At 57.8% G+C, this 23162-nt stretch carries 21 protein-coding genes; 7 read left to right on the top strand and 14 right to left on the bottom strand.

Translation table 11 applies throughout. The features are described from left to right. The first annotated feature begins 1 nt into the window (after position 1). From sctS to LIX91_RS04660, 5 genes are all read left to right on the top strand, one after another. Complete coding sequence (gene sctS, locus LIX91_RS04640; protein ID WP_003339811.1) at positions 2 to 268, top strand: type III secretion system export apparatus subunit SctS; 267 nt, start codon at positions 2 to 4, stop codon at positions 266 to 268. Then, positions 269 to 1063, top strand: a complete 795-nt coding sequence (gene sctT, locus LIX91_RS04645) for a type III secretion system export apparatus subunit SctT (RefSeq protein ID WP_003339813.1) — start codon at positions 269 to 271, stop codon at positions 1061 to 1063. Then, a complete protein-coding gene (sctU, locus tag LIX91_RS04650; RefSeq protein WP_003409076.1) occupies positions 1060 to 2139 on the top strand; it encodes a type III secretion system export apparatus subunit SctU in 1080 nt (359 codons plus the stop codon). Before sctT ends, sctU begins: the two co-directional genes overlap by 4 nt. Before the next feature lie 531 nt (positions 2140 to 2670). Next, positions 2671 to 4374 (top strand): AAA family ATPase, encoded by a 1704-nt coding sequence (locus LIX91_RS04655; protein WP_003415382.1) that lies wholly within the window; start codon positions 2671 to 2673, stop codon positions 4372 to 4374. Then, positions 4371 to 5231, top strand: coding sequence for an HNH endonuclease (locus LIX91_RS04660; protein WP_226488030.1), 861 nt, complete (start codon positions 4371 to 4373; stop codon positions 5229 to 5231). Before LIX91_RS04655 ends, LIX91_RS04660 begins: the two co-directional genes overlap by 4 nt. A 589-nt stretch (positions 5232 to 5820) precedes the next feature. Here LIX91_RS04660 and LIX91_RS04665 read toward each other — a convergent pair. From LIX91_RS04665 to LIX91_RS04730, 14 genes are all read right to left on the bottom strand, one after another. After that, positions 5821 to 6168, bottom strand: coding sequence for a negative regulator of hrp expression HrpV (locus tag LIX91_RS04665; protein WP_003339817.1), 348 nt, complete (start codon positions 6166 to 6168; stop codon positions 5821 to 5823). A 2-nt stretch (positions 6169 to 6170) separates the two neighbouring features. Then, a complete protein-coding gene (gene hrpT / locus LIX91_RS04670; RefSeq protein WP_003314144.1) occupies positions 6171 to 6374 on the bottom strand; it encodes an HrpT family type III secretion system protein in 204 nt (67 codons plus the stop codon). Beyond that, complete coding sequence (sctC, locus tag LIX91_RS04675) at positions 6371 to 8476, bottom strand: type III secretion system outer membrane ring subunit SctC (RefSeq protein ID WP_226488031.1); 2106 nt, start codon at positions 8474 to 8476, stop codon at positions 6371 to 6373. The genes hrpT and sctC overlap by 4 nt, the downstream gene beginning before the upstream one ends. A 1-nt stretch (position 8477) precedes the next feature. Then, the gene (locus LIX91_RS04680; RefSeq protein ID WP_003415377.1) at positions 8478 to 8918 is read right to left on the bottom strand and encodes a type III secretion system protein HrpG; all 441 of its coding nucleotides are present in this window, start codon (positions 8916 to 8918) and stop codon (positions 8478 to 8480) included. Continuing rightward, positions 8896 to 9120, bottom strand: a complete 225-nt coding sequence (locus tag LIX91_RS04685) for a type III secretion protein (protein WP_003314139.1) — start codon at positions 9118 to 9120, stop codon at positions 8896 to 8898. Before LIX91_RS04685 ends, LIX91_RS04680 begins: the two co-directional genes overlap by 23 nt. Positions 9121 to 9203: 83 nt before the next feature. After that, complete coding sequence (gene sctL / locus LIX91_RS04690) at positions 9204 to 9785, bottom strand: type III secretion system stator protein SctL (RefSeq protein ID WP_226488032.1); 582 nt, start codon at positions 9783 to 9785, stop codon at positions 9204 to 9206. A 33-nt stretch (positions 9786 to 9818) separates the two neighbouring features. Further along, a complete protein-coding gene (locus LIX91_RS04695; RefSeq protein WP_226488033.1) occupies positions 9819 to 10346 on the bottom strand; it encodes a type III secretion protein in 528 nt (175 codons plus the stop codon). Continuing rightward, positions 10346 to 11152: a type III secretion system inner membrane ring lipoprotein SctJ gene (gene sctJ, locus LIX91_RS04700; RefSeq protein WP_226488034.1), complete on the bottom strand. Its 807-nt coding sequence runs from the start codon at positions 11150 to 11152 to the stop codon at positions 10346 to 10348. Before sctJ ends, LIX91_RS04695 begins: the two co-directional genes overlap by 1 nt. A gap of 8 nt (positions 11153 to 11160) precedes the next feature. Further along, the gene (gene sctI, locus LIX91_RS04705) at positions 11161 to 11535 is read right to left on the bottom strand and encodes a type III secretion system inner rod subunit SctI (RefSeq protein ID WP_003314135.1); all 375 of its coding nucleotides are present in this window, start codon (positions 11533 to 11535) and stop codon (positions 11161 to 11163) included. A 27-nt stretch (positions 11536 to 11562) separates the two neighbouring features. Continuing rightward, positions 11563 to 12591, bottom strand: a complete 1029-nt coding sequence (hrpZ, locus tag LIX91_RS04710; protein WP_100072223.1) for a type III secretion system effector HrpZ — start codon at positions 12589 to 12591, stop codon at positions 11563 to 11565. Between the two features lie 52 nt (positions 12592 to 12643). Further along, positions 12644 to 12970, bottom strand: coding sequence for an Hrp pili protein HrpA (locus LIX91_RS04715; protein ID WP_003314134.1), 327 nt, complete (start codon positions 12968 to 12970; stop codon positions 12644 to 12646). Positions 12971 to 13062: 92 nt separating this feature from the next. After that, positions 13063 to 13971, bottom strand: coding sequence for a transcriptional regulator HrpS (gene hrpS, locus LIX91_RS04720; RefSeq protein WP_003415370.1), 909 nt, complete (start codon positions 13969 to 13971; stop codon positions 13063 to 13065). Between the two features lie 45 nt (positions 13972 to 14016). Then, complete coding sequence (hrpR, locus tag LIX91_RS04725; protein WP_080052482.1) at positions 14017 to 14961, bottom strand: transcriptional regulator HrpR; 945 nt, start codon at positions 14959 to 14961, stop codon at positions 14017 to 14019. A 1074-nt stretch (positions 14962 to 16035) separates the two neighbouring features. Next, on the bottom strand, positions 16036 to 17559 hold the full coding sequence (locus LIX91_RS04730; RefSeq protein ID WP_226488035.1) for a lytic transglycosylase domain-containing protein: 1524 nt from the start codon (positions 17557 to 17559) through the stop codon (positions 16036 to 16038). A gap of 73 nt (positions 17560 to 17632) precedes the next feature. Here LIX91_RS04730 and LIX91_RS25610 point away from each other — a divergent pair, with 73 nt between their 5' ends. Further along, positions 17633 to 18061, top strand: a complete 429-nt coding sequence (locus LIX91_RS25610) for a hypothetical protein (protein WP_317135429.1) — start codon at positions 17633 to 17635, stop codon at positions 18059 to 18061. A 223-nt stretch (positions 18062 to 18284) separates the two neighbouring features. Beyond that, the gene (locus LIX91_RS04735; RefSeq protein ID WP_317135430.1) at positions 18285 to 23147 is read left to right on the top strand and encodes an AvrE-family type 3 secretion system effector; all 4863 of its coding nucleotides are present in this window, start codon (positions 18285 to 18287) and stop codon (positions 23145 to 23147) included. The last annotated feature ends 15 nt before the right edge of the window (positions 23148 to 23162 follow it).

Raw genomic sequence — 23162 nt, forward strand, 5'->3', positions numbered from 1 at the left:
CATGGAAGCGTTGGCGTTGTTCAAGCAAGGCATGTTTCTGGTCGTCATCCTGACCGCCCCGCCGCTGGCCGTTGCGGTGCTGGTGGGTGTGGTCACCTCGCTGCTGCAGGCACTCATGCAGATTCAGGATCAGACATTGCCCTTCGGCATCAAACTGGGGGCCGTCGGACTGACCCTGGCCATGACCGGCCGCTGGATCGGCGTCGAGCTGATCCAGTTCATCAATATGGCCTTCGACCTGATTGCCCGCTCCGGGGTCAGCCACTAAATGCCCTTCGACGCGCACAGCGCCTTTCAATTCATGCTGGGCATGGGACTGGCAATGGCAAGGCTGATGCCCTGCATGCTGCTGGTGCCAGCCTTTTGCTTCAAATACCTAAAGGGCCCGTTGCGTTATGCCGTCGTGGCGGTGATGGCGATGATCCCGGCACCGGCCATCAGCAAGGCTCTGGAATCCCTCGACGACAACTGGTTCGCAATCGGCGGCCTGCTGATCAAGGAAGCGGTACTCGGCACGCTACTGGGGCTGTTGCTGTATGCGCCATTCTGGATGTTCGCCTCGGTGGGCGCGCTGCTCGACAGCCAGCGCGGTGCGCTCAGCGGCGGCCAGTTGAACCCGGCGTTGGGCCCTGACGCCACGCCACTGGGCGAACTGTTTCAAGAAACCCTGATCATGCTGGTAATCCTCACCGGGGGGCTTTCGCTGATGACTCAGATCATCTGGGACAGCTACAGCGTCTGGCCTCCGACGGCCTGGATGCCGGGCATGAACGCTGGCGGCCTGGATGTCTTTCTGGAGCAGTTGAACCAGACGATGCAGCACATGCTGCTGTACGCCGCGCCCTTCATCGCGCTGCTGCTGTTGATCGAAGCGGCGTTCGCGATCATTGGCCTGTATGCGCAACAGCTGAACGTTTCGATCCTTGCCATGCCGGCCAAGAGTATGGCCGGCCTCGCTTTTCTGCTGATCTATCTGCCGACGCTGCTGGAACTGGGCACAGGTCAATTGTTGAAGCTGGTTGATCTGAAGTCGCTGCTGACGCTTCTGGTGCAAGTGCCGTGAGCGAAAAAACCGAAAAGGCCACGCCCAAGCAACTGCGCGACGCGCGGGAAAAGGGTCAGGTCGGGCAGAGTCAGGACCTCGGCAAACTGCTGGTGTTGATGGCCGTCAGTGAAATCACTCTGGCCCTGGCTGATGAAAGCGTCAGCCGACTGGAGGCGCTATTGTCGCTGTCCTTTAAAGGCATCGACCGCAGCTTTGCCGCATCGGTCGAGCTGATCGCCAGCGAAGGATTCACCGTACTGCTCAGCTTTACCTTGTGCAGCGTCGGCATAGCGATGCTCATGCGTCTGATCAGCAGCTGGATGCAGATCGGCTTTCTGTTCGCGCCCAAGGCGCTGAAAATCGATCCCAACAAGATCAACCCGTTCTCCCACGCCAAACAGATGTTTTCCGGGCAAAACCTGCTCAACCTGCTGCTCAGTGTGCTCAAGGCCATTGCCATCGGCGCGACGCTGTATGTGCAAGTTAAACCTGTGCTGGGCACCCTGGTGTTGCTGGCCAACAGCGATCTGACGACCTACTGGCATGCCCTGGTCGAGCTGTTCAGGCATATTTTGCGAGTGATACTGGGGCTGCTGCTGGCGATCGCCATGATCGACTTCGCCATGCAGAAATACTTCCATGCGAAGAAACTGCGCATGAGCCACGAAGACATCAAGAAAGAGTACAAGCAGTCGGAAGGCGACCCCCACGTCAAAGGCCATCGTCGGCAACTTGCCCAGGAGATCCTCAATCAGGAGCCCAGCGCTGCGCCCAAGCCGGTGGAAGACGCCGACATGCTGCTGGTCAACCCGACCCACTACGCGGTGGCCCTGTATTACCGACCAGGCGAAACGCCTCTGCCGCTGATTCATTGCAAAGGTGAAGACGAGGAAGCCCTGGCATTGATTGCCCGCGCCAAAAAAGCCGGCATCCCGGTGGTGCAGAGCATCTGGCTGACCCGGACGCTGTACCGCTCCAAGGTCGGCAAATACATCCCCCGCCCCACCCTGCAGGCTGTCGGCCACATCTACAAAGTGGTTCGGCAACTGGACGAAGTCACCGATGAGGTGATTCAGGTTGAAGTCGAGCTGTGATGGCTTATTGTCCACTGACGAACCAAAATGCAGCTGTACTTGTTTACGGCATGTTCGAGCATCTCTGCCATGCCACTGTCCATTAAGCTATCCAGATCCATGAGCATCCCCTCGAGGAGGCCTTCATGACTGACCTCCGCGAAGAACAGGTGTCGCTGACGAATCAAGGAGAAGTGTGGCCAGGTCCATGTATCGGTAAATTGTTGTATTAGGACTAAGCCCCTCGGGAGCTGTGTATGCCATGAAAGTGCCTTGAATGATTGACAGTGGCTATCCATACCAGGTGTCGGCGGTGGCTCAGTTGACGCTTGCACAGAGACTCAACCTGGATGATAAAGCGTCGTTCTAATTGAGCTGGACGATGGGCGGATAGTAAAGGGGTTGTTTGAATACCATTGCGCGCTATGCTGAGAGGTCAGTATAGTCGGCGATGTGGCACCCGCTTGATGCATTGCAAAGGGCGTGCAGTGGAACATTGCCAAGCGTAGGCTGTTTTAAAGTAGTTGGGAAATTTTTTAAAAGGACTTATGCATGCCAGGGACAGAGTTTTACTTTTCAACCGCATTTGACATTGACAACATTGATGGCATCCATCTACTGCAAGATCACATTGGCACCTATTATTCCAAGGCCTGGGATGACTTTGGTTATATCGTCACCTTTCAGGTCTATCATGTAGAGCATGGCAGGCGCGAGTCCTTGGGGCGCACCAAGTTACTTGCGAAGGGTTATGATGACTCTTCGATTTATTTTTTAACATCCCATGATAAAGTCGGAGAAAGCGTTCGTATTACGAAACTGTTGGATCATAAAAAGGTGGTCTCGCTATCATCCGACATTGATTATTATCGTAGGATCCACGCGCTCATTCCTCAGAGGGCAGAAGACTACCTGCGTCAGATTTGTGACGGGAGTTATAATCTGCATGCGTACGGAGATTTTTCAAACTGGGAGGGTTTCGAGCTGTCCCTGTTCAGAGATCGCCTTGCTAAGGCCATCTTAAAAAAAGGCTATCAGATAGCGCTAGGCAGCTATGAAGCGCAGGAACAGTTCTCGTTCAAGCTGGAGGGACTTCCGGATAACTTTGACGCTGTCGAATTTAATTTTGACAACGCCAGGCAGTTAGGTCGTACCAATATCAACTTACTCATTGGCCGGAACGGTGTCGGAAAAAGCCACGTCCTCCGCCACTTGATAGATTTGGTTACGGGAGTGGAAAAACATGCTGAGAGCTGGCCCTTCTTCCATAAAGTCATTGTGGCAGCCTATTCACCCTTTGAGTCGTTCAAAACCGAGGTTGAGCTGTCAAATGCCTTGCCAAACCAAGCCATGGCCCAGACTGACGACAGTCACGAAAGTGATCTGACAGCTAAAGATGAGCAGGAACGGCGCAGGCGACTGGTCAATGAATATGTCTACATTGGTTTCCGTGACCCTGAGGGTAAGTTTTCCCTGACGTGGCCTAAAGAAAGTAGCGCTCGAGCACTCCATCGTATTGTTCAATATGATGCAGATAACGAATGGACTGGCGGTAGCCGTTTCGAGCTGCTGTTTGATACGTTGTCCCACTCCATTGATTTTGATGCAGTTCAAGTTTTCAATTCAGATGATTCGTCGATCGTGCTTAGCCGCACCACGGAAGCGGTACGGCTGAGTCTCGCTACGCGTAAGGATTTTAATTACGCGGCGGGTATCGAATTCCTAAAAGGAGGTAGAACGGTTCCTCTGAGTTCCGGGCAGACCATCTATTCCTACCTGCTGCCGAACTTGGTCGCCGAAGTGGACGAGGAGAGCCTACTCATCCTTGACGAGCCAGAACTGTATCTCCACCCGTCAATGGAGGTCGGGCTCCTGGATATGCTGAAGCAGTTGCTTGCCGCGACAAAATCCAACGCGATCATTGCTACGCATTCGACGATATTAGCGCGAGAGGTGGAGCGGTCTGCGATTTCGGTGCTGCGAAAGGTAGAGGATAGGACAGATGTTTCGAGACCCAATTTTGAAACATTTGGTCAGACTGTGGAAGTCATCATGGGACTGGCGTTTGATGACTATCAGACGCGCAAGCCCTACGAAGACTCAATTGACGAAGCTGTCGCCGATTGCGCGAGTCCGGAGGAGGCCCTCGAGAAGCTAGGTCCCAAGGTAGGAGACGAGGCACTGGCTTATTTGAGCGGTAAACTTAGCGCGGGTGAGAATGATGTGGATCCTGATATTGAGCGGAGGCCGAAATGAAGGACCTTTCACATCTTCGCACTGGACCGGGTTGCTTCTGGTTTGAATTGGCTATTGGCTCCGCTAAAAAAAATACCGCCATACTTGGATTTATTAAGTATGCCGTTCGCGAGCGCTATGAAGAATTTGACGGATTTATTGAGGACTATCAAACAGCGCCACGAAAAAGCGGGATCTCACTTTCCGGCCACGTACTGATAGACGTTTATGAGCGCCCTCCAGCTGCGTTAAAGACACTGTTAGAGGCTCGCCGTCATGATCATACGCTGGATGAGTGCCCCTATTGTGGATTTCCTCGAGCGCCGGAAACGCTCGACCATTTCTTACCGAAAGAGAGTTGGCCGGAATACTCGATTTTTTCTGATAATCTTGTGCCTCAATGCCGTGACTGCGCTCCAATAAAAGGGGTGAAATATTTTTGTGAACATGAAAATCAGCCGTTCTTTCTTCATCCTATTTATAGCCCTGCGTTGTCGACACTGAGGTTTAAGATTGAGGTAACGATCGTGAAGGGAAAGCCTGTTTTCTCACCGGCCTTCAGTATTCCAGAAAGTATTACAGATGCTGATGAGAAGAGAATAAGTTTCCACTTAAAAAACCTGCATATCAAGCAGCGAATCGTGGAGTACTGCGATGAACAATACCGCCATTGGATCAGGATTGCTCAGAGCAAGCCCTGCGATATAAAATCTATATTTGAGTCCAGGCTCAGCGAGCGAGAATGCGATCCATACCCGAATAATTGGGCTACGGCCTTCTATCAAGGTGTTCTTAAAAACCAAAATGCTGTGCGGGAACTCCAACGGCACGTTGTGAGCAAACCGCTGAGGTCCAATGGAGCGCATCGGCTCATCTAGCCCCCCACTGGGAGCCTGTCATGTCATTTGCGCAATGGATTAGATCATGCAATGGCTGACGGGCTTACCGTCAGCCCGAAAAATAGCCCGCGTATGTTGTGGATGTTAGTTCGGTAGGGAGTTGATCGCTCATATTTCAGGTCAATCAAATACTGTTCATTAAAGTGGATATGAAATCAGGTCCCGAACTGCTTCGAGGGGTTCATACCACTTTGCAATCTTGACCTACTGAATTTAGGCTCTGTACGAAAACCCGGCGAGCGAAGGTCAGGCGAGGCAAAAACAGGCGAGGAACGGCCGGGGCCGCGTTCGACTTTACGTGTTGTAAATGAGCGTTCCGATCGGACTCGCGCTCGAGCCTGTTTTTAACGCAGCATCACCGAGCGAAGCCACTTTACGTACAGAGCCTGGTGCTTGCTTATGCACCAGCCCTCTCCCATTCCCTGCGTATTATCTCCTGCTACTGACTGCGTCCTGCAAGATTCCCCAATACTGCTTGAGGCTTGCCGCTCGCAGCTTTCAGCTGCCCCAAAAAAAAGACCGCCCCCTCTGCACTGGGGCGGTCTTCGTTTCACGCGGTTGTTATCTCCTAAGCCAGATGATCCAGGCCTGCCAGTATCAGTTCGTTTCGGCGGATATCATCCAGGTTGGTGACAGCATGGGGGGCGTCGCTCACCGCATGCCACACCACGAAATCACGCCGCATATCCAGGAACAGAAAGTAGTCATTGAATCGTTCGGCTTCTGAAAACCTCAGTTGCAGCGCCTCTCTGAGTTGTTCGGGACGCAGCGCTCGACCCTCGATGTGCAACGCAATGCCCCAGTCGTGATGCTCGCGGCGGCTGACGAAGGAGACTCCGTTTGCCACCGGCCAGACCGCGGGACTCTGCGCCGCAACGTTGTAGTAGAACGCTGTTTTCTCCTCGACCTCGATCATGTCTAGTCCCTTAACTTCACGACGGTGTAATCGCGCTCGTGGTCCTGATCGTCAAGACCGTCACGCATGTCCGGGGGCCACCAGATGACCAGTTCGCGGCTGGTGGAGTCCGGACGTTTGCAGGCAGTGCCCGAACAACCGTGGGTGGCGCACCCGGTCAGGGTAGCGAACACCACCAACACGACTGCAACGCTGCTGATCTTCATGGCTTTGCCCCCCGGAGCAGTGATGGCCGGCTCTCTTTGGCCATTTTCGATATCTGTGGCTGACGTACCGCGATATACACTTCGCTCTCCTCGCCTGGTTGCAGCCATGCGTGAGGCCAGGCGGCGACGCCGATGACCCAGCGACCACCGCAGCGACTCTCGTCGATGCGTACCGGTTTGTCGGTATTGTTGCGCGCTACCACGACAGCCACACCCCAGTCCTTGCGTGCATACCATTGCGAGCGCTGGCCATCGAGGGTCAGGCCCTGGCCCGGGTCACACAGGCTGTCGGTTTCAAAGGGCAGTGTTTCGCCATCATGCATGCCCTCTGGCGCAGCGCCATCGACCATCTGCGTGAAGACTTTCTGGATGTCGCCGCGGGTAGGCAGCTCACCGCCGTCACGCCGTTCCTTGATCTTTTTCATCTGGTCATCGACATCGTGAGGGTTGCCGTTCTGCACATAGCGAGCCGGGTTGACCTGGTCGCCAATCAGTCTAGGCGTCAGGATAAACAGGCGCTCGCGCTGGCTCAGTTCACGGCTGCGGGACTGGAACAGCAGCTTGCCGATGTAGGGAATGTCGCCCAGCAACGGAACCTTGTGGATCTTGTCGTTGGCTTCAAGGCCATGGAAACCGCCGATGACCAGTGAACCGTGTTCGGCTATGACGGCCTGGGTACTGACATTGCCTTTGCGCACACTTGGCTGCGTGTCATTGATGTCGGAGATGTCGATCTGACCATCCTCGATATCGACGATCAGTTGCACCTGAGGCTTGCCATCGTGATCCAGCGAGCGCGGAGTCACCTGCAGACTGGTGCCAGCGGTGATGGGCTCGATATTGGCCACGCGTTCCGAGGTCGCGGTGAGGTATTCGGTGCGACTGAAGTCGATCACGGCCGGCTGGTTTTCAAGGGTAAGAATGGACGGGTTGCCGATCACCGAGGCTGAGCCGTTACCTTCCAGCGCATGCAGTTCGGCAGCGAACTTGCCGGCGTTCTGAATGAACAGGGTGGAGCTGGTGCCAGCGTCGAACATGTTGGCGCCCCCGTTGACACTCCCGGCATTGAAGTTCCAGCGGCTGGACAGTTCTGCCAGCTCGTTGCGATCGATGTCGAGAATCACGGCGTCGATTTCGATCAGGTTGCGCGAAACATCCAGCTCTTTGATGAGCTTTTCGTACATGGCCTTGCGTGAGGGCAAGTCATAGATCAGCACAGCATTGTTACGGACATCGGCCGTTACGCGGATGTTGGCCCGACCGCCAGAACGGCTTTTTCCACTGCTTTTGCTGCCACCGCCGCCATAGTGCAGTACCTGATCGAGGCCCTGCTCCAACGCATTGGTATCGAGACCGCTGGAGCTCATTGGCAGACTCGGAGCGTCCGGGCTGCCACCGCCCGCCAGACCGTTACCGCGACCGCCTCGCCCCAGCAGATCCATACCATTGATGGACCCGCCATGAGAACGGGTATCCAGCAAATCCTGGAGAATGCTGGCGACACCGGCGACCACCAGTTGTTGATCACGATAGCGAATGGTGCGGTCAGCAGCGCTGGCGTACTTGAGCGGGAATACGATGATGTCCTGCTTGTCGCCCTTTTCCGGCGCTTCGACTTTCTTGCTGTAATCGCGCACCAGTTCCACATATTTTGCCGGGCCGCGAACCAGAACCACGCCTTCGTTCGGCAGTACACCCCAACCGAAGCGCTTGTCCAGCAGCCCCACATCGGTCAAGGCAGTCTGCAGGTCATCTACCGCGTCGGAGGACACTTCGATGCGTGCCGAGGTGTGCTCGCTGGAGGGGCTGACGTACAACGTGTCGTTATACACAAACCACTGAAAGTGATATTCCTGGCCCAGACGGTCGAGAAACTCTTCCGGACTCTGAGCGCGTATCCGGTCATCAAGGACCCCGGGAATGGGCGGCATATCCAGCGCCATGCCGAATTCTTTGGCGAAGTCGGCCAGCGCTGTCGCCAGCTCGGTCTGCCGGGCATCGTAGGCGTAAGCCGTATGTTTCCAGGCTTCGGGGGTCACCGCCCACGTGGCGGGGGACAGCCCGATCAACAATAAAGGCAACCACATCAAGGCCTTGCGCATTTCAAACTCCCGGTTGCCGGTGATTGAGGGTCGTGCGCCCGGCTAAGGCGGGCACAGAATTGACCAGAGTGGTGTGCATCAGGCTGAGCAAGGCCGCGCGCTGATTGGCCAGGCTTTCCAGACGGTTCAGCAGATCGGCAAGGCCGCAGGGGCCAGGCATCCAGCTGACCAGCACCATGCAGCGCGTTTGCGGATCGATGGCGAACGCGCCGTCACAGGCACACGCCAGGCTGGCACCGCCATGACTGAGCAATGCTTCGATACGCTGAGGGTCGTTGGCGTCATAGGGGTCGAGTAATTCGATGCTGCAACGGACTCCGCCACCCACCATTTCCAGCCGTGCGTTGGCGTCGTCGACCCAGCAGTCGAGCGGGCTCGCCGGACGCTGATCACGCCACAGGCCGACGACCTCCTCGAACTCACTGAAATCCATCGATGACATTTTTGGTCATTTTATAACCAGCCTGCTGGCATTGATCAGCAATGTTGGAGCTGACCGCAGCCTGCTGGCTCGCCTCACTGAAGGCATCGATGTCGTCGGCGGTGAAATGCCCATTGCCCCCGTCCAGCACGTCATCCACGTCGGACAACGCGCGAGTGAGCGTGGAATCGAGGTTATTTTGCAGGGATTTGAAATTTATCATGTCCTGATGCTCCAGCAGAAAGGTTCAAACCTTGAGTGGAGCAAACAGGTGGAGCGGTTCCATTTTCGCCGCAAGAGTCTGTTTCAGGCAGCCGGCTCCGCGCCTGCCAGCCCATTGCGCAGCGTTGCCCAATCGATTTCGAAAGCGCCGTTAGCGTCGCTCAGGCGCAGGCTTTCAGTGGCCAGCGTCGCATCACGTTTGAGCTCCCAGTGCTCGGCAAAACGGCTCTCTGCCAACCATTCGGCGACCGGCTCGGCCATCTCCGGATTAACGCTGAGCGTGGCCACGGCTTCGTTGAGCTGACTGGCTGCGAGGTTCCTGACCAGTGCCCGAGCGCGCTCGGCAAGGGTCGTTTCATCGAGCAACTGGCGCAATGCCTCAGTCAACAGCTCCTCGACAGCAGTCATGGCCTGCTGCTGCAAGGCTTCGCGCTGGACGTGCAGCTCGTCCAGAAAGGCATTGGCGCGCTCCCAGAACTGCGCAAGCGCTTCCTGATGCCGACGATCGGCTTTAGCCTGCTCAAGTGCCAGCATCTGCTCCGCCTGACGTTGCGCGTCCGTCAGAATATCGCGAGCCAGCAGGCTGTTGGCGATGTCTTCACGGCGCAATACCGGCTCGGGCAGCACCGCGTCGGCAGTCAGGGTAATACTGCGTTTGGCAAGCATCGGGGAATTCCTGGTGCAGAGGGAAGCGGATATTCAGGTCGCGGTGACACGCCATAGAACAGCCTGCCACAGCGTCTGAAGTTTATTTTCGGGGGCCGAGCAAGGGCTACCGGCGACCTCATCGGGCGCCCAGGCCAGACGCAATCGCGGCCAATACTCAGGCCCGAGCCAGGCACCCAACAGCAAGCGCGCATCTTCATGTTCCAGATCCAGCCAGACACCAGGGCGCAACGCCTTGGTCAGGGCCCAGCACCACGGCCCGTCATGGCCGTCGCTTTCGTTACGGGAAAAACAGATGCGTTGCGCCAGATCCAGCGCCTGATTACGCTGCTCGGGAGTCAGTGCCAGCCAGTTCAACACCGGCGCTGCAGGCATCGGCGGTTGACTTGGCGTGATGCCGACACTCTGCAGGAACACGCTGTGACGGCTGACCATCAGGGCCTCACAGTCGCTGACGGTCAGTCCGCAGCGCTCGGCGAACCGGCTTTGCCAGCCCGGATGCGCCCATGGCCAGGGATTGCACCACCACTGAGTCCAATAGTCCTCGGCGGTCAGGTCCATCACGCGCGCGCCGGTACGGTCGAGCGGCTACGGCCGGCAAAGCCGATCCGCCGAAGCACTGAGGCGCGCCAGTCACTGCGCAACAGCAGCGCGATGATCAGCAGCAACACCGTCAGGCCAACCGGCACCAGCCAGAGCGTCAGGTTCCAGAACGGCAGATTGGCGCTGTCCAGCTTGAACGGTCCGAAACTGACCCACTGTGTGGTTTCCTGAAACTCGGTAGCCGGTACGAACACGATGGAAAACTTTTTCGATTCTGCCGCTTGCGTCGACATGCCGGGGATACTGCTGGCGACCATCTGCTGAATGCGTCCGCGCACGCTGTCCGGGTCAAGCGCTGCGGAGTGTTTGATGAACACCGCAGCAGACGCAGGTTGCACTGGTTCGCCCGGTGCGATGCGTTCCGGAAGTACCACGTGCACCCTGGCCACGATGACGCCGTCTATCTGCGAAAGCGTCGCTTCGAGTTCCTGAGACAGGGCATAGATGTAGCGGGCGCGCTCTTCGAGCGGGGTCGAAATGACCCCTTCTTTCTTGAAGATATCCCCCAGACTGGCGCGAGACTGGCGTGGCAGACCGGCAGCGTTGAGCACCCTGACGGCGCGGTTCATGTCGCTGGTGGCGACGGTGACGACAACGCCGGTTTTTTCCAGGCGTTTGCGCGCGTCGATATGCTGATCGGCAAGACGGGCAACGACCTCATTGGAGTCCTGCTCGGACAAGCCGGTGAACAGATCGGTTTCATCACTGCAGCCGCCGAGCAACACCATGCAAATCAGCAGCAGCCCTGCGCTCAGAAATTTCACGGAAACCTCTACTGCAAGTTAGTCAGCTTGTCGAGCGCCTGCGCAGTCTTGCTCACCACCTTGGTCGTGAGCGCAGTCTGCAACGAGCATTGCGACAGGGTCCTGGTCATCGCGGCGATATCCAGCGCGTCTCCCGTGCCGGAAGCTTTTTTCATCGACCGCATCGCTTGCTGAGACATTTTTTCGGTTTCGCCCAGACCGCCGGAAATTGCGCTGGCGATATGTTCGGAAAGCGGCGCTCCGCTCGAAACGCCGTCCGGCTGCGTGGCAGCGGTGAAGATGTCGACATCCGCCTGGGCCGGTTCTGAAACGAGCCCCTGTGGCACATCCTGCCCGAGTTCCGGCGAGATGCTTTTAACATTACCAAGGTGGGAAATGGTCACGTGAGTTCTCCGTCAGGCGGTTGTCGGTCAGGCTGCAGCCTGATTGCGGGTGCCTTGCAGCAGCGTACTGACCAGCAAGGTGGCGATTTGCGCAGCGCTCGACTGCACGTCGGTAGCGGTTTGACCGGCATCCTTGAGCGTCGCTTCAAGGCCCTTGAGCAGCAAGCCGCCCAGCAACTGGTCAAGATCCTGAGCAGACTGTCCGCCATTCGCCGCCGTGCCGGTCTGCGGGGTGTTTACGGGTGTGCCCAGTCCACCACCGGCCAATACCGATTGCAGGCCGCGGTCGATAAGCTCGCCGATCAGTTGCCCCGCTTCACCACTGGTAGTGCCGCTGTCACCGGGACCGGTATTGGCGTCGATCAGCGGATCACCCGTCACGGACGAGTTGTTGGAAAAACTGCTCGGAGTGCCCAGACCTCCACCCGTCCCCGCCAGACCGCCAGCGCCACTCTGCTGATTACCCAGTTGCTGGCCAATGATGTCGAGTGCCGAGCGGAATGCAGCCGTTTCGTCGCCATCAAGGAAGTTGTCTTCCTTGAGTTCGTTCACCCAGGAACCCGAGTCCGGCTTGGGAAACTGTGCGGGATTGTCATCCATGAACTGCGCGATCTTGTTCAGCATCGGCATATCGTCTTCGGAGAAGCTTGTCCCGCCATCCTGCTTGGTCAGAAGATCATCGAGCATCGACTTGGCCAGGCCACTGAGCACCTGAGTCATCAGGTCCTGCTGTCCGGTACCCGAGGCGTTGTCCGCAGACGCGCCGAAGTTGTCACCCAGCTTTTCATGGATCAGCTTGTCCAGCGCAGCGATGACATCCTCGATACCGCCGCCCGCCTTGCCATCCGCGGCCATCGACTTGGCCAGCAGTTTGCCCAATGGCGAGCTGTCGTCGAGTTGACCATTGCGCATCAGTTCCTCGGCCAGCTTCACGACAACTTCCTGAAGCGCCTTGCTCGACGAACTGGCGCCAGTCGTCTCGGTTTCAGGACGTACCAGAACAAGGGCCATTGCCGGGGTTTGCAGCGAGCTGCTGTTAAGACTGAGACTCTGCATCACAACCTCCTCAAAGTAGCAGCCCCCTCAGGTACGAAGGGGCTTCAAGAAATCAGAACTGGACGACCGAGTTCCGGATCTTGCTTGCGACGATCTGGTTGGAAAGCGCCTCTTTCTTGTCCTCAAAGCCCGCCAGCATGCTCGACTCGCGCAGCAGCCCGTTCTCTTCGTTCGCGGTGCCGTCAAGCTCGGCACTTTTTGCATCGCCTTTGCTGATGCTGGAGCGAGTAGCGTCGATGCTGTCAGTGCTACCGGTGTTGCTCACCAGTGCAGCATTACGGTCGGCGCTGCTCTTTACGCTGTTGATGCCCTGAGCGGCACCACCGATCGTGTTGACGACACCGCGACCTGCACCCGCCAGAGAACTCATGATAGTCATAACGTCATACCCCTTCGTCTGTACCAGCGTAATTGCTAGGTACAGCTAGGTGGCATGCGTCCGCGAATCGGTTCCAGAACTTCTGCAAAAAATCAGATGCTCAATTCCTTGATGCGGCGGTAGAGCGTACGACGTGGAATATCGAGCTCCAGGCTGGCCGCGTCGATGCAATTGCGGTGGCGCTTGAGCGCTTGCTGAATCAAGGCCTTTTCAATCGCCCGCAGCTGAAACTTGAGCCCGCACGCCAGGTGCTCTTCGGTCTGCGAGTCAGCCCCCAGCAAGGGGAAGCCCAACACATGGCGCTTTGCAGCGGCCTTGAGCTCGCGGATATTGCCGGGCCAGCGATGCCCCGTCAGTACCTGCTGAAGCAACGGACACACATCGGGAATCGCGAGGTTAAGTTCTTTGGCCGACGCCGCCACAAATCGGGTGAACAACGGCAGGATACGCTCGGGCTGATCGCGCAGCGGCGGCAGTTTGAGGGTCAGCACGTTCAGGCGAAAGTACAGGTCGCGCCGAAACTTGCCTTCTTCGACGGCATCGTCCAGAGAGGCCTGGGCCGAGGCAATCACACAGATATCCAGGTTGATCGTGGAGGTCGAGCCCAGACGCTCCAGTGCACGGGTCTCAAGCACCCTCAGCAGCTTGGCCTGGAGGGCGAGCGGCATGCTATCGATCTCATCCAGGTACAAGGTTCCGCCCTGCGCCGCCTCGATGTAGCCCATTCGGGAACGGTCGGCACCGGTGTAGGCCCCACTCACCACCCCGAACAGCTCGCTCTCGGCGAGCGATTCCGGAATGGCCGCGCAGTTCATCGGGACGAAGCGGCCCTGGCGCCCGGACATGTTGTGAATGCGCCGGGCAATGGTGTCTTTACCGGTACCGGTCTCGCCCGACAGCAAGACATCGATGCCGAGCTGCGAAATACTTTCGGCGACGATCCCCAGATTGGGTACGCGCTCCGCATCCAGGTCATCGTCAAACTCATCGTCGAGATTCATTTCATGACTCCAATGGCATCAGCGTTGCGCGAGCGCAGCAGCGATTCAGGACTCGGCTACCAGGTCGGTATGCGAAGCAACCCCCAGCTCTTTCATGCGGTGGTAGAGGGTGCGCCGAGGCAGTTCGAGCTCCTCGAGCACAGCGTCGAAATTGTGCCGATGCCGCTTCAAGGCATCCTGGATGAGCATTTTCTCGATGACGCGCATCTGCATGCGCAGTCCTGTTACCGGGTCATGCGCTTCGACCGGCTCGGCGCCCAGCAACGGCAACCCCAGCACAAATCGCTTGGCAGCGGATTTCAGTTCGCGCACGTTGCCGGGCCAGTCATGACTCAACAGGATCTGTACACGCCCGTTGTCGAGCATCGGCACGGAACGGCCGGATTCTGCGGCGATGTCCTGGGTGAACTGGTCGAACAATGGCAAAATCTGCTCGCGACGCTTGCGCAAGGCTGGCAACTGCAGTGTCAGCACATTGAGCCTGAAAAACAGGTCACGACGAAAAAGTCCTTGTTCCACCAGTTCATCCAGCGGACGCTGGGCCGAAGCAATCACTCGCAAATCCAGTGGTATGAAGTCGGTCGAGCCTAGCCGCTCGACGCCCCTGCTTTCCAGCACCCGCAGGAGCTTGGCCTGAAGGCTCAACGGCATGCTGTCGATTTCATCCAGGTAGAGGGTGCCGCCGTTGGAGGCCTCGATGTAGCCCTCGCGAGCGCGACACACGCCGGTGAACGCACCATTGACCACGCCGAACAACTGACTCTCTGCCAACGATTCGGGGATAGCCGCGCAGTTCATGCCGACAAAGGGCCCGGTCCTGCTCGACAGCTCGTGAATCCGGCAGGCCAGGGTGTCTTTGCCGGTGCCGGTTTCCCCGCAAAGAAGCAAGTCCATATCCAGTAGCGCGCTGTTCATTGCAATTTGATGACCAGCCGATAATGCAGTTACGTTCCAACACGTTCGAACGTCGTTATCAATGTCTGTGCTCATCGATCACTCTCATAGCGGGAGGGAGGCGGGATATTAATACCACGTCTTACAAGGCACACATATAGCCATTTAGTTCCCCAGCGGCTGTGAAAAATTTCACAAATTCGAGAATCACTATCAAGTAGCGACAGCCCCTTAAGACCCACTCGGTATAGCGCAAGCGCTGTGAAATGACTGTATTAATATATACTTATTCCAAAATTATCATAGACTTACGCTGACCAATAGTCACTGCAGCCCCCGTGGCTGCGGGGGTATCCAGCCGTATGCCCGATCACGGGCCATAATGAAATCGAAAAATTTGTAACTTGCCAATCGCAGAAAAAACAGATAGCCACTCCGCGAGCCGGATGACGCACTTAATAGGCGCCGCAGCACCTTAGTTGTGTACAGCAATAAAACCCTATCAGACCAAGAGCGTCAGCCACACGAACTTACTGCATTAACTTTAATAACATACACAACTAACGAACTTAAACAAACACCTATCAAAGTTAAACTTATTCCACACATCTGAACAGGGAGTGCCGGTTGTAATACAGTACCCAACCACCGGGCTGATATAAACAATACTTCAGTCGGATTTCCGAACGATTTCGCATCTCTGAGTTGGTTGGATCCAGAAATCTCCCATTTTTTGGGCTCATTTCGCGATAGCTTTTTGCCACCTACGCATTCGGCAATCCGAACGCGCCGCCTTTTCAGAATGCGGATTTGCAGATTTTGAAAATAGCTAACTAGCTGAAAGGATTCACTGTAGGACAATCTGGCAATCCACGCTTATAGCGCTGTGAAGGCCTACCACCATAAGCAGCGCTGATACCCCATCATCACTGAGATTGTTTCTAAATATGTGTAAGTATTTCCTTACAATTCTTTACAAAGTTTGCATGATTCACTGAGAAACATACTTGCTGCAGCTCGGTCGGCCACACTTTTTGCGCCCTATAACGGCAAAAAAAGGAATGAAAATTTTTATTCGAAGGTTTCCAGCACGCGCTGAAAACGCGAAAAAGCACTAAAAAAGGTCAATTTTCAGGTGCTTTAAGGGCTCAGGAGAAAAAAATCGAGAGGTTATTGGCGTGGATCGCTTGCGTACACCACGACACGAGGACCGTTTGGCAGCTCACGCGGCTCATCGCGGTACGCGATCTCGTCGCGCTTGCGTGGCGACGAACGGTCATCGATGTACAGCCTCTTTTGTATTCGACGGTCCAGCAGCAAACGCTCGTTTGTAGCCTGCGGTGGCGCCTGACGCGCTGGCTGGATGGATTCGGACACAGTCACCTGTTCGGCAGCCTGAACGGGTTGCGCTGGGCCGGGCAAGGGCTCCTGCCTGGCAACCTGTACGACCTTCGGTTGCGGTTCACGCCTGACCGGTTGCACCGATTCCGGTGCAGGCTCGCGCTCAAGCACCTGCCTCAGGCCTGCCGTCTGCTCGCGCCCTGCTGCTTGCAACGGTCCAGGCACCGGAGCGCGCTCGGCCACCTGTAACGCTGGCTGACGCTCGATCACACGCTTTCCGGGGCTTGCCGGGATGACAGCAGTTGTCGGCGACTCTCCGGTGATCCGCTCGATACCTGCCGTCAAGACCTGCGTGTGGGTCTTGGGAATCAGCAAACGTCCAGGCCCATCCGGGGTCTTTTTTCGCAGGAATGCCGGGTTGAGGCGCAACAGCTGCGCCTCGTCTACCCCGGTTGTGGCGGCGAGCTGAGCCAGGTCTACCGTGTGGTTGAGCTCAACCACATCGAAATACGGCATGTTGGCGACCGGCGTCAGTTGCACGCCGTAGGCGCCTGGATTGCGCACCACCAGCGAGAGTGCCAGCAGGCGCGGAACGTAATCCTGGGTTTCACGGGGTAGATTCAAATGCCAGTAGTCGACAGGCATGCCACGCCGCCGGTTGGCATCGATCGCTCGTGCAACCGTACCCTCGCCTGCGTTATAGGCCGCCAGTGCCAACAGCCAGTCGTTATTGAACTGATCATGCAGGCGAGTCAGATAGTCCATCGCCGCCTTGCTTGACGCGACGACATCGCGGCGGGCGTCGTAGGTAGCGCTCTGGTTCAAGTTGAACTGGCGACCGGTAGACGGGATGAACTGCCAGAGGCCCGCTGCCGCCGCCGGGGAGTTGGCCAAAGGGTTGTAGGAGCTCTCGATCATGGGCAGCAGCGCCAGTTCCAATGGCATGTTGCGTTCATCGAGACGTTCGACAATGAAATGCAGGTAAGGCGTGGCGCGCTTGCTGGCCCCGGTCAGGAAGCCGCGATTGTTCAGCAGCCAGTCACGCTGGCGAGCGATACGTTCATTGACGCCCTGCCCGTCCACCAGCCGGCATCGCTGCGCCACCCGTTGCCAAACGTCCTCGCCGTTGTAGACGGGCAAATCGGCAACAGTCGTTGCAGCTCGAGGGTCCGCCTGCGTGTCGTCAGAGCGATGCCCCAGCCCCGCAACCAGTCGCGGCAAGCGGTCCAGGCGCGGCTGTGAATAATCGGCTGACTGGCAGCCCACACACAGTGCCCCCAGGGCCAGAACGGCGATCTGTACCGAACGAGCCAGCAAGCGAGGAGACGAAACGTGGAGGGCAACGGCGGCCATGTGCGGAATGTCCTGAACGTGTCCCCCTACGTGGCACGCCCGCCTTTCCAGTTCCCTGCCAGGCGTATTTCGCTTGCGTAAGCACGAGCCTGAAACGTTTCAGCCAGCTGTTTTTCTTTGGAACCGGTGCCTTTCCGATGCCACACAGGAACGGAAGGACTTTTCAAAGGGTTACACAATCGCCGTCGTCGGGCGGCAAATGGAAAGGGAGATGCACCGTGCAGGCACCAACGGTCAACCGCAATACCGGAAACGTCATTGCGCCAGAAGCAACAGCAAGAGCCGACAACCCTTCAAATCTGCGGCAGCAAACCGAACAGCCGACCCAGCGCTCCTCACATTCCCTGGGGAGCATGGGAAAACGGCTGCTGAAAAGTGTCGGCAAGGTTTTCCAGAAATCCAGGGCACCCCGGCAGTCGGCCGCCAGATCGCCCAGTACACAAACACCCTCAAGCTCAGCGCCGCGCTCCAGCCGCGAGGCCGGCAAAAATACCGGTCGTGACACTCGTTTGCCGGATAACCCGTCGCCGCGCAGCGATCATCTCCCCAAGTCCATTCTGCGCACCCGTGCGGACAGGGCGAACGCTTCAGGAACGACGGCGCATGAAATAGAAGAAGAATCGACGCGGACAGACACTGCCCCCCGTAACAATCGCCGTGTCACGTTCAATCTTCCACAGGATCAGCTCACGCGCAGCGCTTCGGAGCAGTTAGCCGCAGAGCCCATGACTGACGAAGAGGCCGTCGCCAGCGCTATGCGCGAACGCCGTAACCCCGGCAGCCGCCTGCAAGGCTCAGATGGCACACGCCAGTCAATGCAGCCTGTCGACCCGAACGCGGCAAGCGGTTCCGGCACCAAGGCGGACGATTCAGAGGGACCACCCACCGCTCGCAGTCCGGGTCTGGAGCGCAGCAGCGGCGGTCGTTTCGAGTTCAAGAACGAGCAACTGATGCGCAGCGTGCAATCACAGGGCGCTGTAGGCTTGAGTGCCGACGGCAAGCCGGATTTCTCTTCGTTCAAGACGCCCGGCATGGCCGCGTTGCTGAACGACATACTCGCCAAGCCCGGACAAACCTATCTGGCGCAGCAGAGTGAGCAAGGCGCGCAGGGCCACCAACTACTGCAAGCCAACGGGCATCTGCTGCATCTGGCGCAGGGCGACGCCTCGCTGGCCGTCATCCGCAGCAGCCAGCCAACACTGCCGGTAGCAGGCGGAAAACCTCCGCCGGTGAGCATGCAGCGTGAAGAAAACCACATTCATCTCGACACCCTTGAAGGGCGGCGCAGCCAGGAGTTGCCGGGCAAGGCCCATATCGCTCACCTCACCGACGTCCATCAGACCACCAGCGGCGACCGCCTGCGCGTACATGAAGACCGGCTGTACCAGTTCGAACCGCTCGCCGCTCGCTGGAAGCCGGTGGATGAAATCGAGAACATCGCTTTCAACCGCCTGATAACCGGAGGCAACGGCTCGGTCTACGCCAAAAGTGACGATGTCGTCGTCGATCTCTCCAGCCCGTTCATGCCGCACGCCGAGTTCAACGACCTGAAGTCATTTTCGGTCGCGCCTGACGATAGCGCGGCACTGCTCAGTGGCTCGGATGTACAGACCGTCCTGCTGACCGACATGAGTCCGGTGATTGGTGGGCTGACCCCGAAAAAAACCAAAACCCTGGAGCTCGACGGCGGTCAGGCACAGGCCGCCGAAGTCGCCCTGAGCAACAACAGGCTATTCATTGCCGACACGCAGGGCAGGCTTTACAGCACTGATCGCAGCGCCTTCGAAAGCAACGACGCAACGTTGCGCCTGATGCCCGACCGAGCCGGCTACAGGCTGGACGATCAACCAATGGGCGGCCACAACAGCGTCAGCGGATTCATCAGTGGCGATGACGGTCGCGTGCACGCACTGATCAGGAATCGTCAGGGCGAGGTGCACTCCCATGCGCTCGACGAGCAGGGTGCGAAGCTGGAAAGCGGCTGGAACCTGACCAATGCGCTGGTCCTGGACAACACACGCGGCCTGACGGTTATGCCAGCGCCCGTCGGGGCCGACCGCCTGCACCTCGACCGTGCCGGTCTGGTCGGTTTGAGCGCCGGTCGCATCCAGCGTTGGGACGCGACGCCGCAGTGCTGGAAAGACGCAGGCATCAAGGATGTCGATCGCTTGCAACGCGGTGCGGACAGCAACGCCTACGTGTTGAAAGGTGGCACGTTGCTCAGGCTCGACGTGGCCCCTAAACACCCCAATGTCGCCTTCGACCACAATACGGCACTGGCCCAGATAGCGCGCTCGACCAAGGTGGCGATGGGCAAGGAAATCGCAGGGCTGGAGAATCGGGTCGTGACCGCTTTTGCCATGGTCAGCGACAAGCGCTTTGTCGCGCTCGATGATCAGAACAGGCTGACGGCCCATAGCAAGGACCACAAACCCATCGATCTGGATACGTCCGCAATTGACGGTGACATCAAGGAACTGGCGCTGGACGAAAAGCACAATCTTTACGCTCTGAGCAGCACGGGCAAGTTGTATTGCATGCCCCGAGAGGCATGGCAGGCAACCCGATTCGGAGGCCAGCTGGCGGCCAAATGGACGCCGCTCACAGCGCCTGACGGTCAACCGGTCAAAGCGCTGTACAGCAATGATGACAATCGCTTGAGCGTTCAGGTCGAGGACGCCGCCGGTCAAGGCCTGATGCAACTCAAAGAGGGGCAGTGGCAAGCGTTCGAACAGCGTCCCGTGGAAAAAAACGGCTTGAATGACGTTTACAACCGCATCACGCGCGCGCACAAGACCTGGCGGATTCCAGGCACCGGGTTGACAGCAAAGCTGGACATCAATGCATTCGGGCGCAGCGGCATGGAGAAAAGCAATCGCCCCACCGCCAGCGAGGCCATTCGCGCCAACGTTTACAAGCCCACGCTGGAACCGCCTCGCTGGATGAAGAACGTCGGCAACAACATCCAGCATCGCTATCACGGTCGCGAGGGCCTGAAGGAGCTCTACAAGAAAGAGCTGATCGCGTTCAAACAACTTGAACTGATTCATGAAGCCGGCGGCACACCCCCGAGTCCGGGCAACGATCTGAAAGCGCGAATTGCGCGCCTGCAGCTTGGCCCTGAAGGCGCTGAGCTGGCAAAAGAACTCGAGGTCTTCCGCGACGAACTGGAAAAGCACGCCAGAACTGCGTTGGAGAACATTGGCAAGGACTACGGCAAGCTCAAAAACCTCAGGCAGAACGACGGTGTGCTCAACCAGCACAGCGCAGTGGCAAAGTCGTCGAAACGCACTCAGCTCGGCAAGAAGCTGGCTGAACTGGGGTCGATGCTCAACTTCAAAAGCTCCGGCCATGATTTCGTCAATGAGCTGGATAACGCCCTGACCCAGGTCGCCCCGTCCGCAGAAAACCCGACGGCCACAACGCTCAAGCTGCTGAAAGACAACGGAGTGAAGCTTTCTCACACCAAAACCGATATCGGTCTGGGCCAACGCCGCGATGCCAACGAAGATCACGGGCTGAGCAAGGCCCGCCTGGCGCTGGATCTGGTCACCCTGAAAGACCTCGGTGCGCTGATCGGCAAGGTTGAGCTGCTGGCACGCAGCAGCGACCTGCCCGGGCTGCAAGCGGAATTGACCTCGTTACGCGATGTGACCTATGGCGAGAATCCGCTCAAACAGGTCACCGACATGGGCTTTACCGATAACGCAGCACTGGAAGGCGCATATGACGCAGTCAAGGCGTTCTCGAACGCACTCAAGAAATCCGACCACGCTGTCAGCGTCAATATGCGCGCGGCAACCGGCAGCCAGGATCAGTCCGAACTGGCCGACACGCTCAAGGCCATGCTCAAAAACCTGGAACACGGCGACGATGAAATCGGTGTGCAACGCAGTTACGGGCTGAACCTCACAAGCCCGTTCGCCGTACTGGCCGACAGGTCGACGGGCCCGTGGCCGACCGCCGGCGCTACCGGCAATCGCAACTACCTCTTCAGTGCCGAACGTTGCGAAGGCGGCGTGACCCTCTACCTGATGAGAGAAGCGGCCGGCAATATCAGCGGCGGGGTGGGCGGCGGCAAGGACTACTGGCCGGGGTTCTTCGACGACAACCACCCTGCCCGCAGCGTCGATATCGGTAACAACCGCAAGATGACGCCGAACTTCCGTCTTGGCGCAGACGTGACCGCAACCGCTGCCGCCAGCCAGCGGGCCGGGGTGATCTTCAATGTGGCGGACGACGAAATCGACGGGTTCGTCGACGACCTGTTCGAAGGCAAGCTCAACCCCTTGCAGCTGTTGAACAAGGTCAAGGACCACGAAACCTATGAAGCGCGGCGCTTCAATTTCGATATCACAACAGGCTTCAGCGCTGATATGCGCGTCGGCTTTGGTCTGTCGGAGGCCGACAGCGCGCCGCTTTCCGCAGTTGCGCGTCTGGGTGTGGCGGCGAATGTCACGGTCAACCTGCTGAGCTACACCGATTACTCCCTGACCCAGAAGAACGACAAGACAGAGCTGCGCGAAGGCGGCAAGAACCGGCCGCGCTTTTTCAACAGCCTGATCTTCGGCGGGCAGGCTCGCGGGCAGATCGGTGGTACGCACACCAACGCCACAGCAACCCCGGCCTCCGCTGCCGGGCCGACGCCAGCGACTCAATCGGCGGCCAATAATCTGGGGGTGTCGGCCAACGTGACCATTGATGACAAAACCGTCAAACGGGTCAAGTTCCGCTTTAACGTAGCGACCCCGATGAGCACCGAGAGCCTGGACAAACTGTCGAAAAGTCTCGGTGCGGCCTTCAAGGACAAAGCCACGACCGCCCGCCTTGCAGACCTGAAGGATCCGCTGAACGCTCTTTACGCCGACATGAACCCTGAGCAGGCCATTCAGGCACGACTTGACGGGCTCAAAGCGCTGTTTGCCGACAAACCGTCGCAGAACGACACGCAATACAAGGCGCTTCGAGACCTGAAACGGGCGGGCGTGCAACACGAAGCGTCGATCAACAATCACAGTGTGCTGGACAATGCCCGCTTCGAAACCAGCAAGACCAGCCTGTCAGGCCTGAGCAAGGAAAGCATCCTCACCAGAATCATGGGGTCGATACGCGAAGCCAGTGCGCCCGGCAACGCGGCCAGGGTCGCCGAGTACATGCGTCAGGACCCGACGCTCAGCGCCATGGTCAAGCAGCTTGAAAACAGCCAGGGCACCCTCGCCAGGGTACGCCTTGAACCAAAAGACTCGCTGATCGACGACATTGACGAAGGCAGCCGCAGGGGTACGCTGACGCAGACCCAACTCTCCGGCCTTCTGGAAAATCGCAATAACATGAGGATCAAAAGGCTGGTGGTGTTCCATGCCCCACCGCAGACCGAGAATTTCACGTCACCCACGCCACTGATCAGCTACAACAGCGGCGCATCGTTGAGCGTGAACAAGACCCTCGGGCGGATCAATTTCATCTATGGCGAAGACCAGGACAAACCCATCGGCTACACGTTCGACGGGGAGCTGTCGCGGCCCTCGGCGTCGTTGAAAGAGGCGGCAGGCGAGTTGAAACTGTCGGGCTTCGAAGTCAAAAGCTGATAGCTGAAACAACGC

Source organism: Pseudomonas sp. B20 (assembly GCF_020515755.1).
Classification (GTDB): Bacteria; Pseudomonadota; Gammaproteobacteria; order Pseudomonadales; family Pseudomonadaceae; genus Aquipseudomonas; species Aquipseudomonas syringae.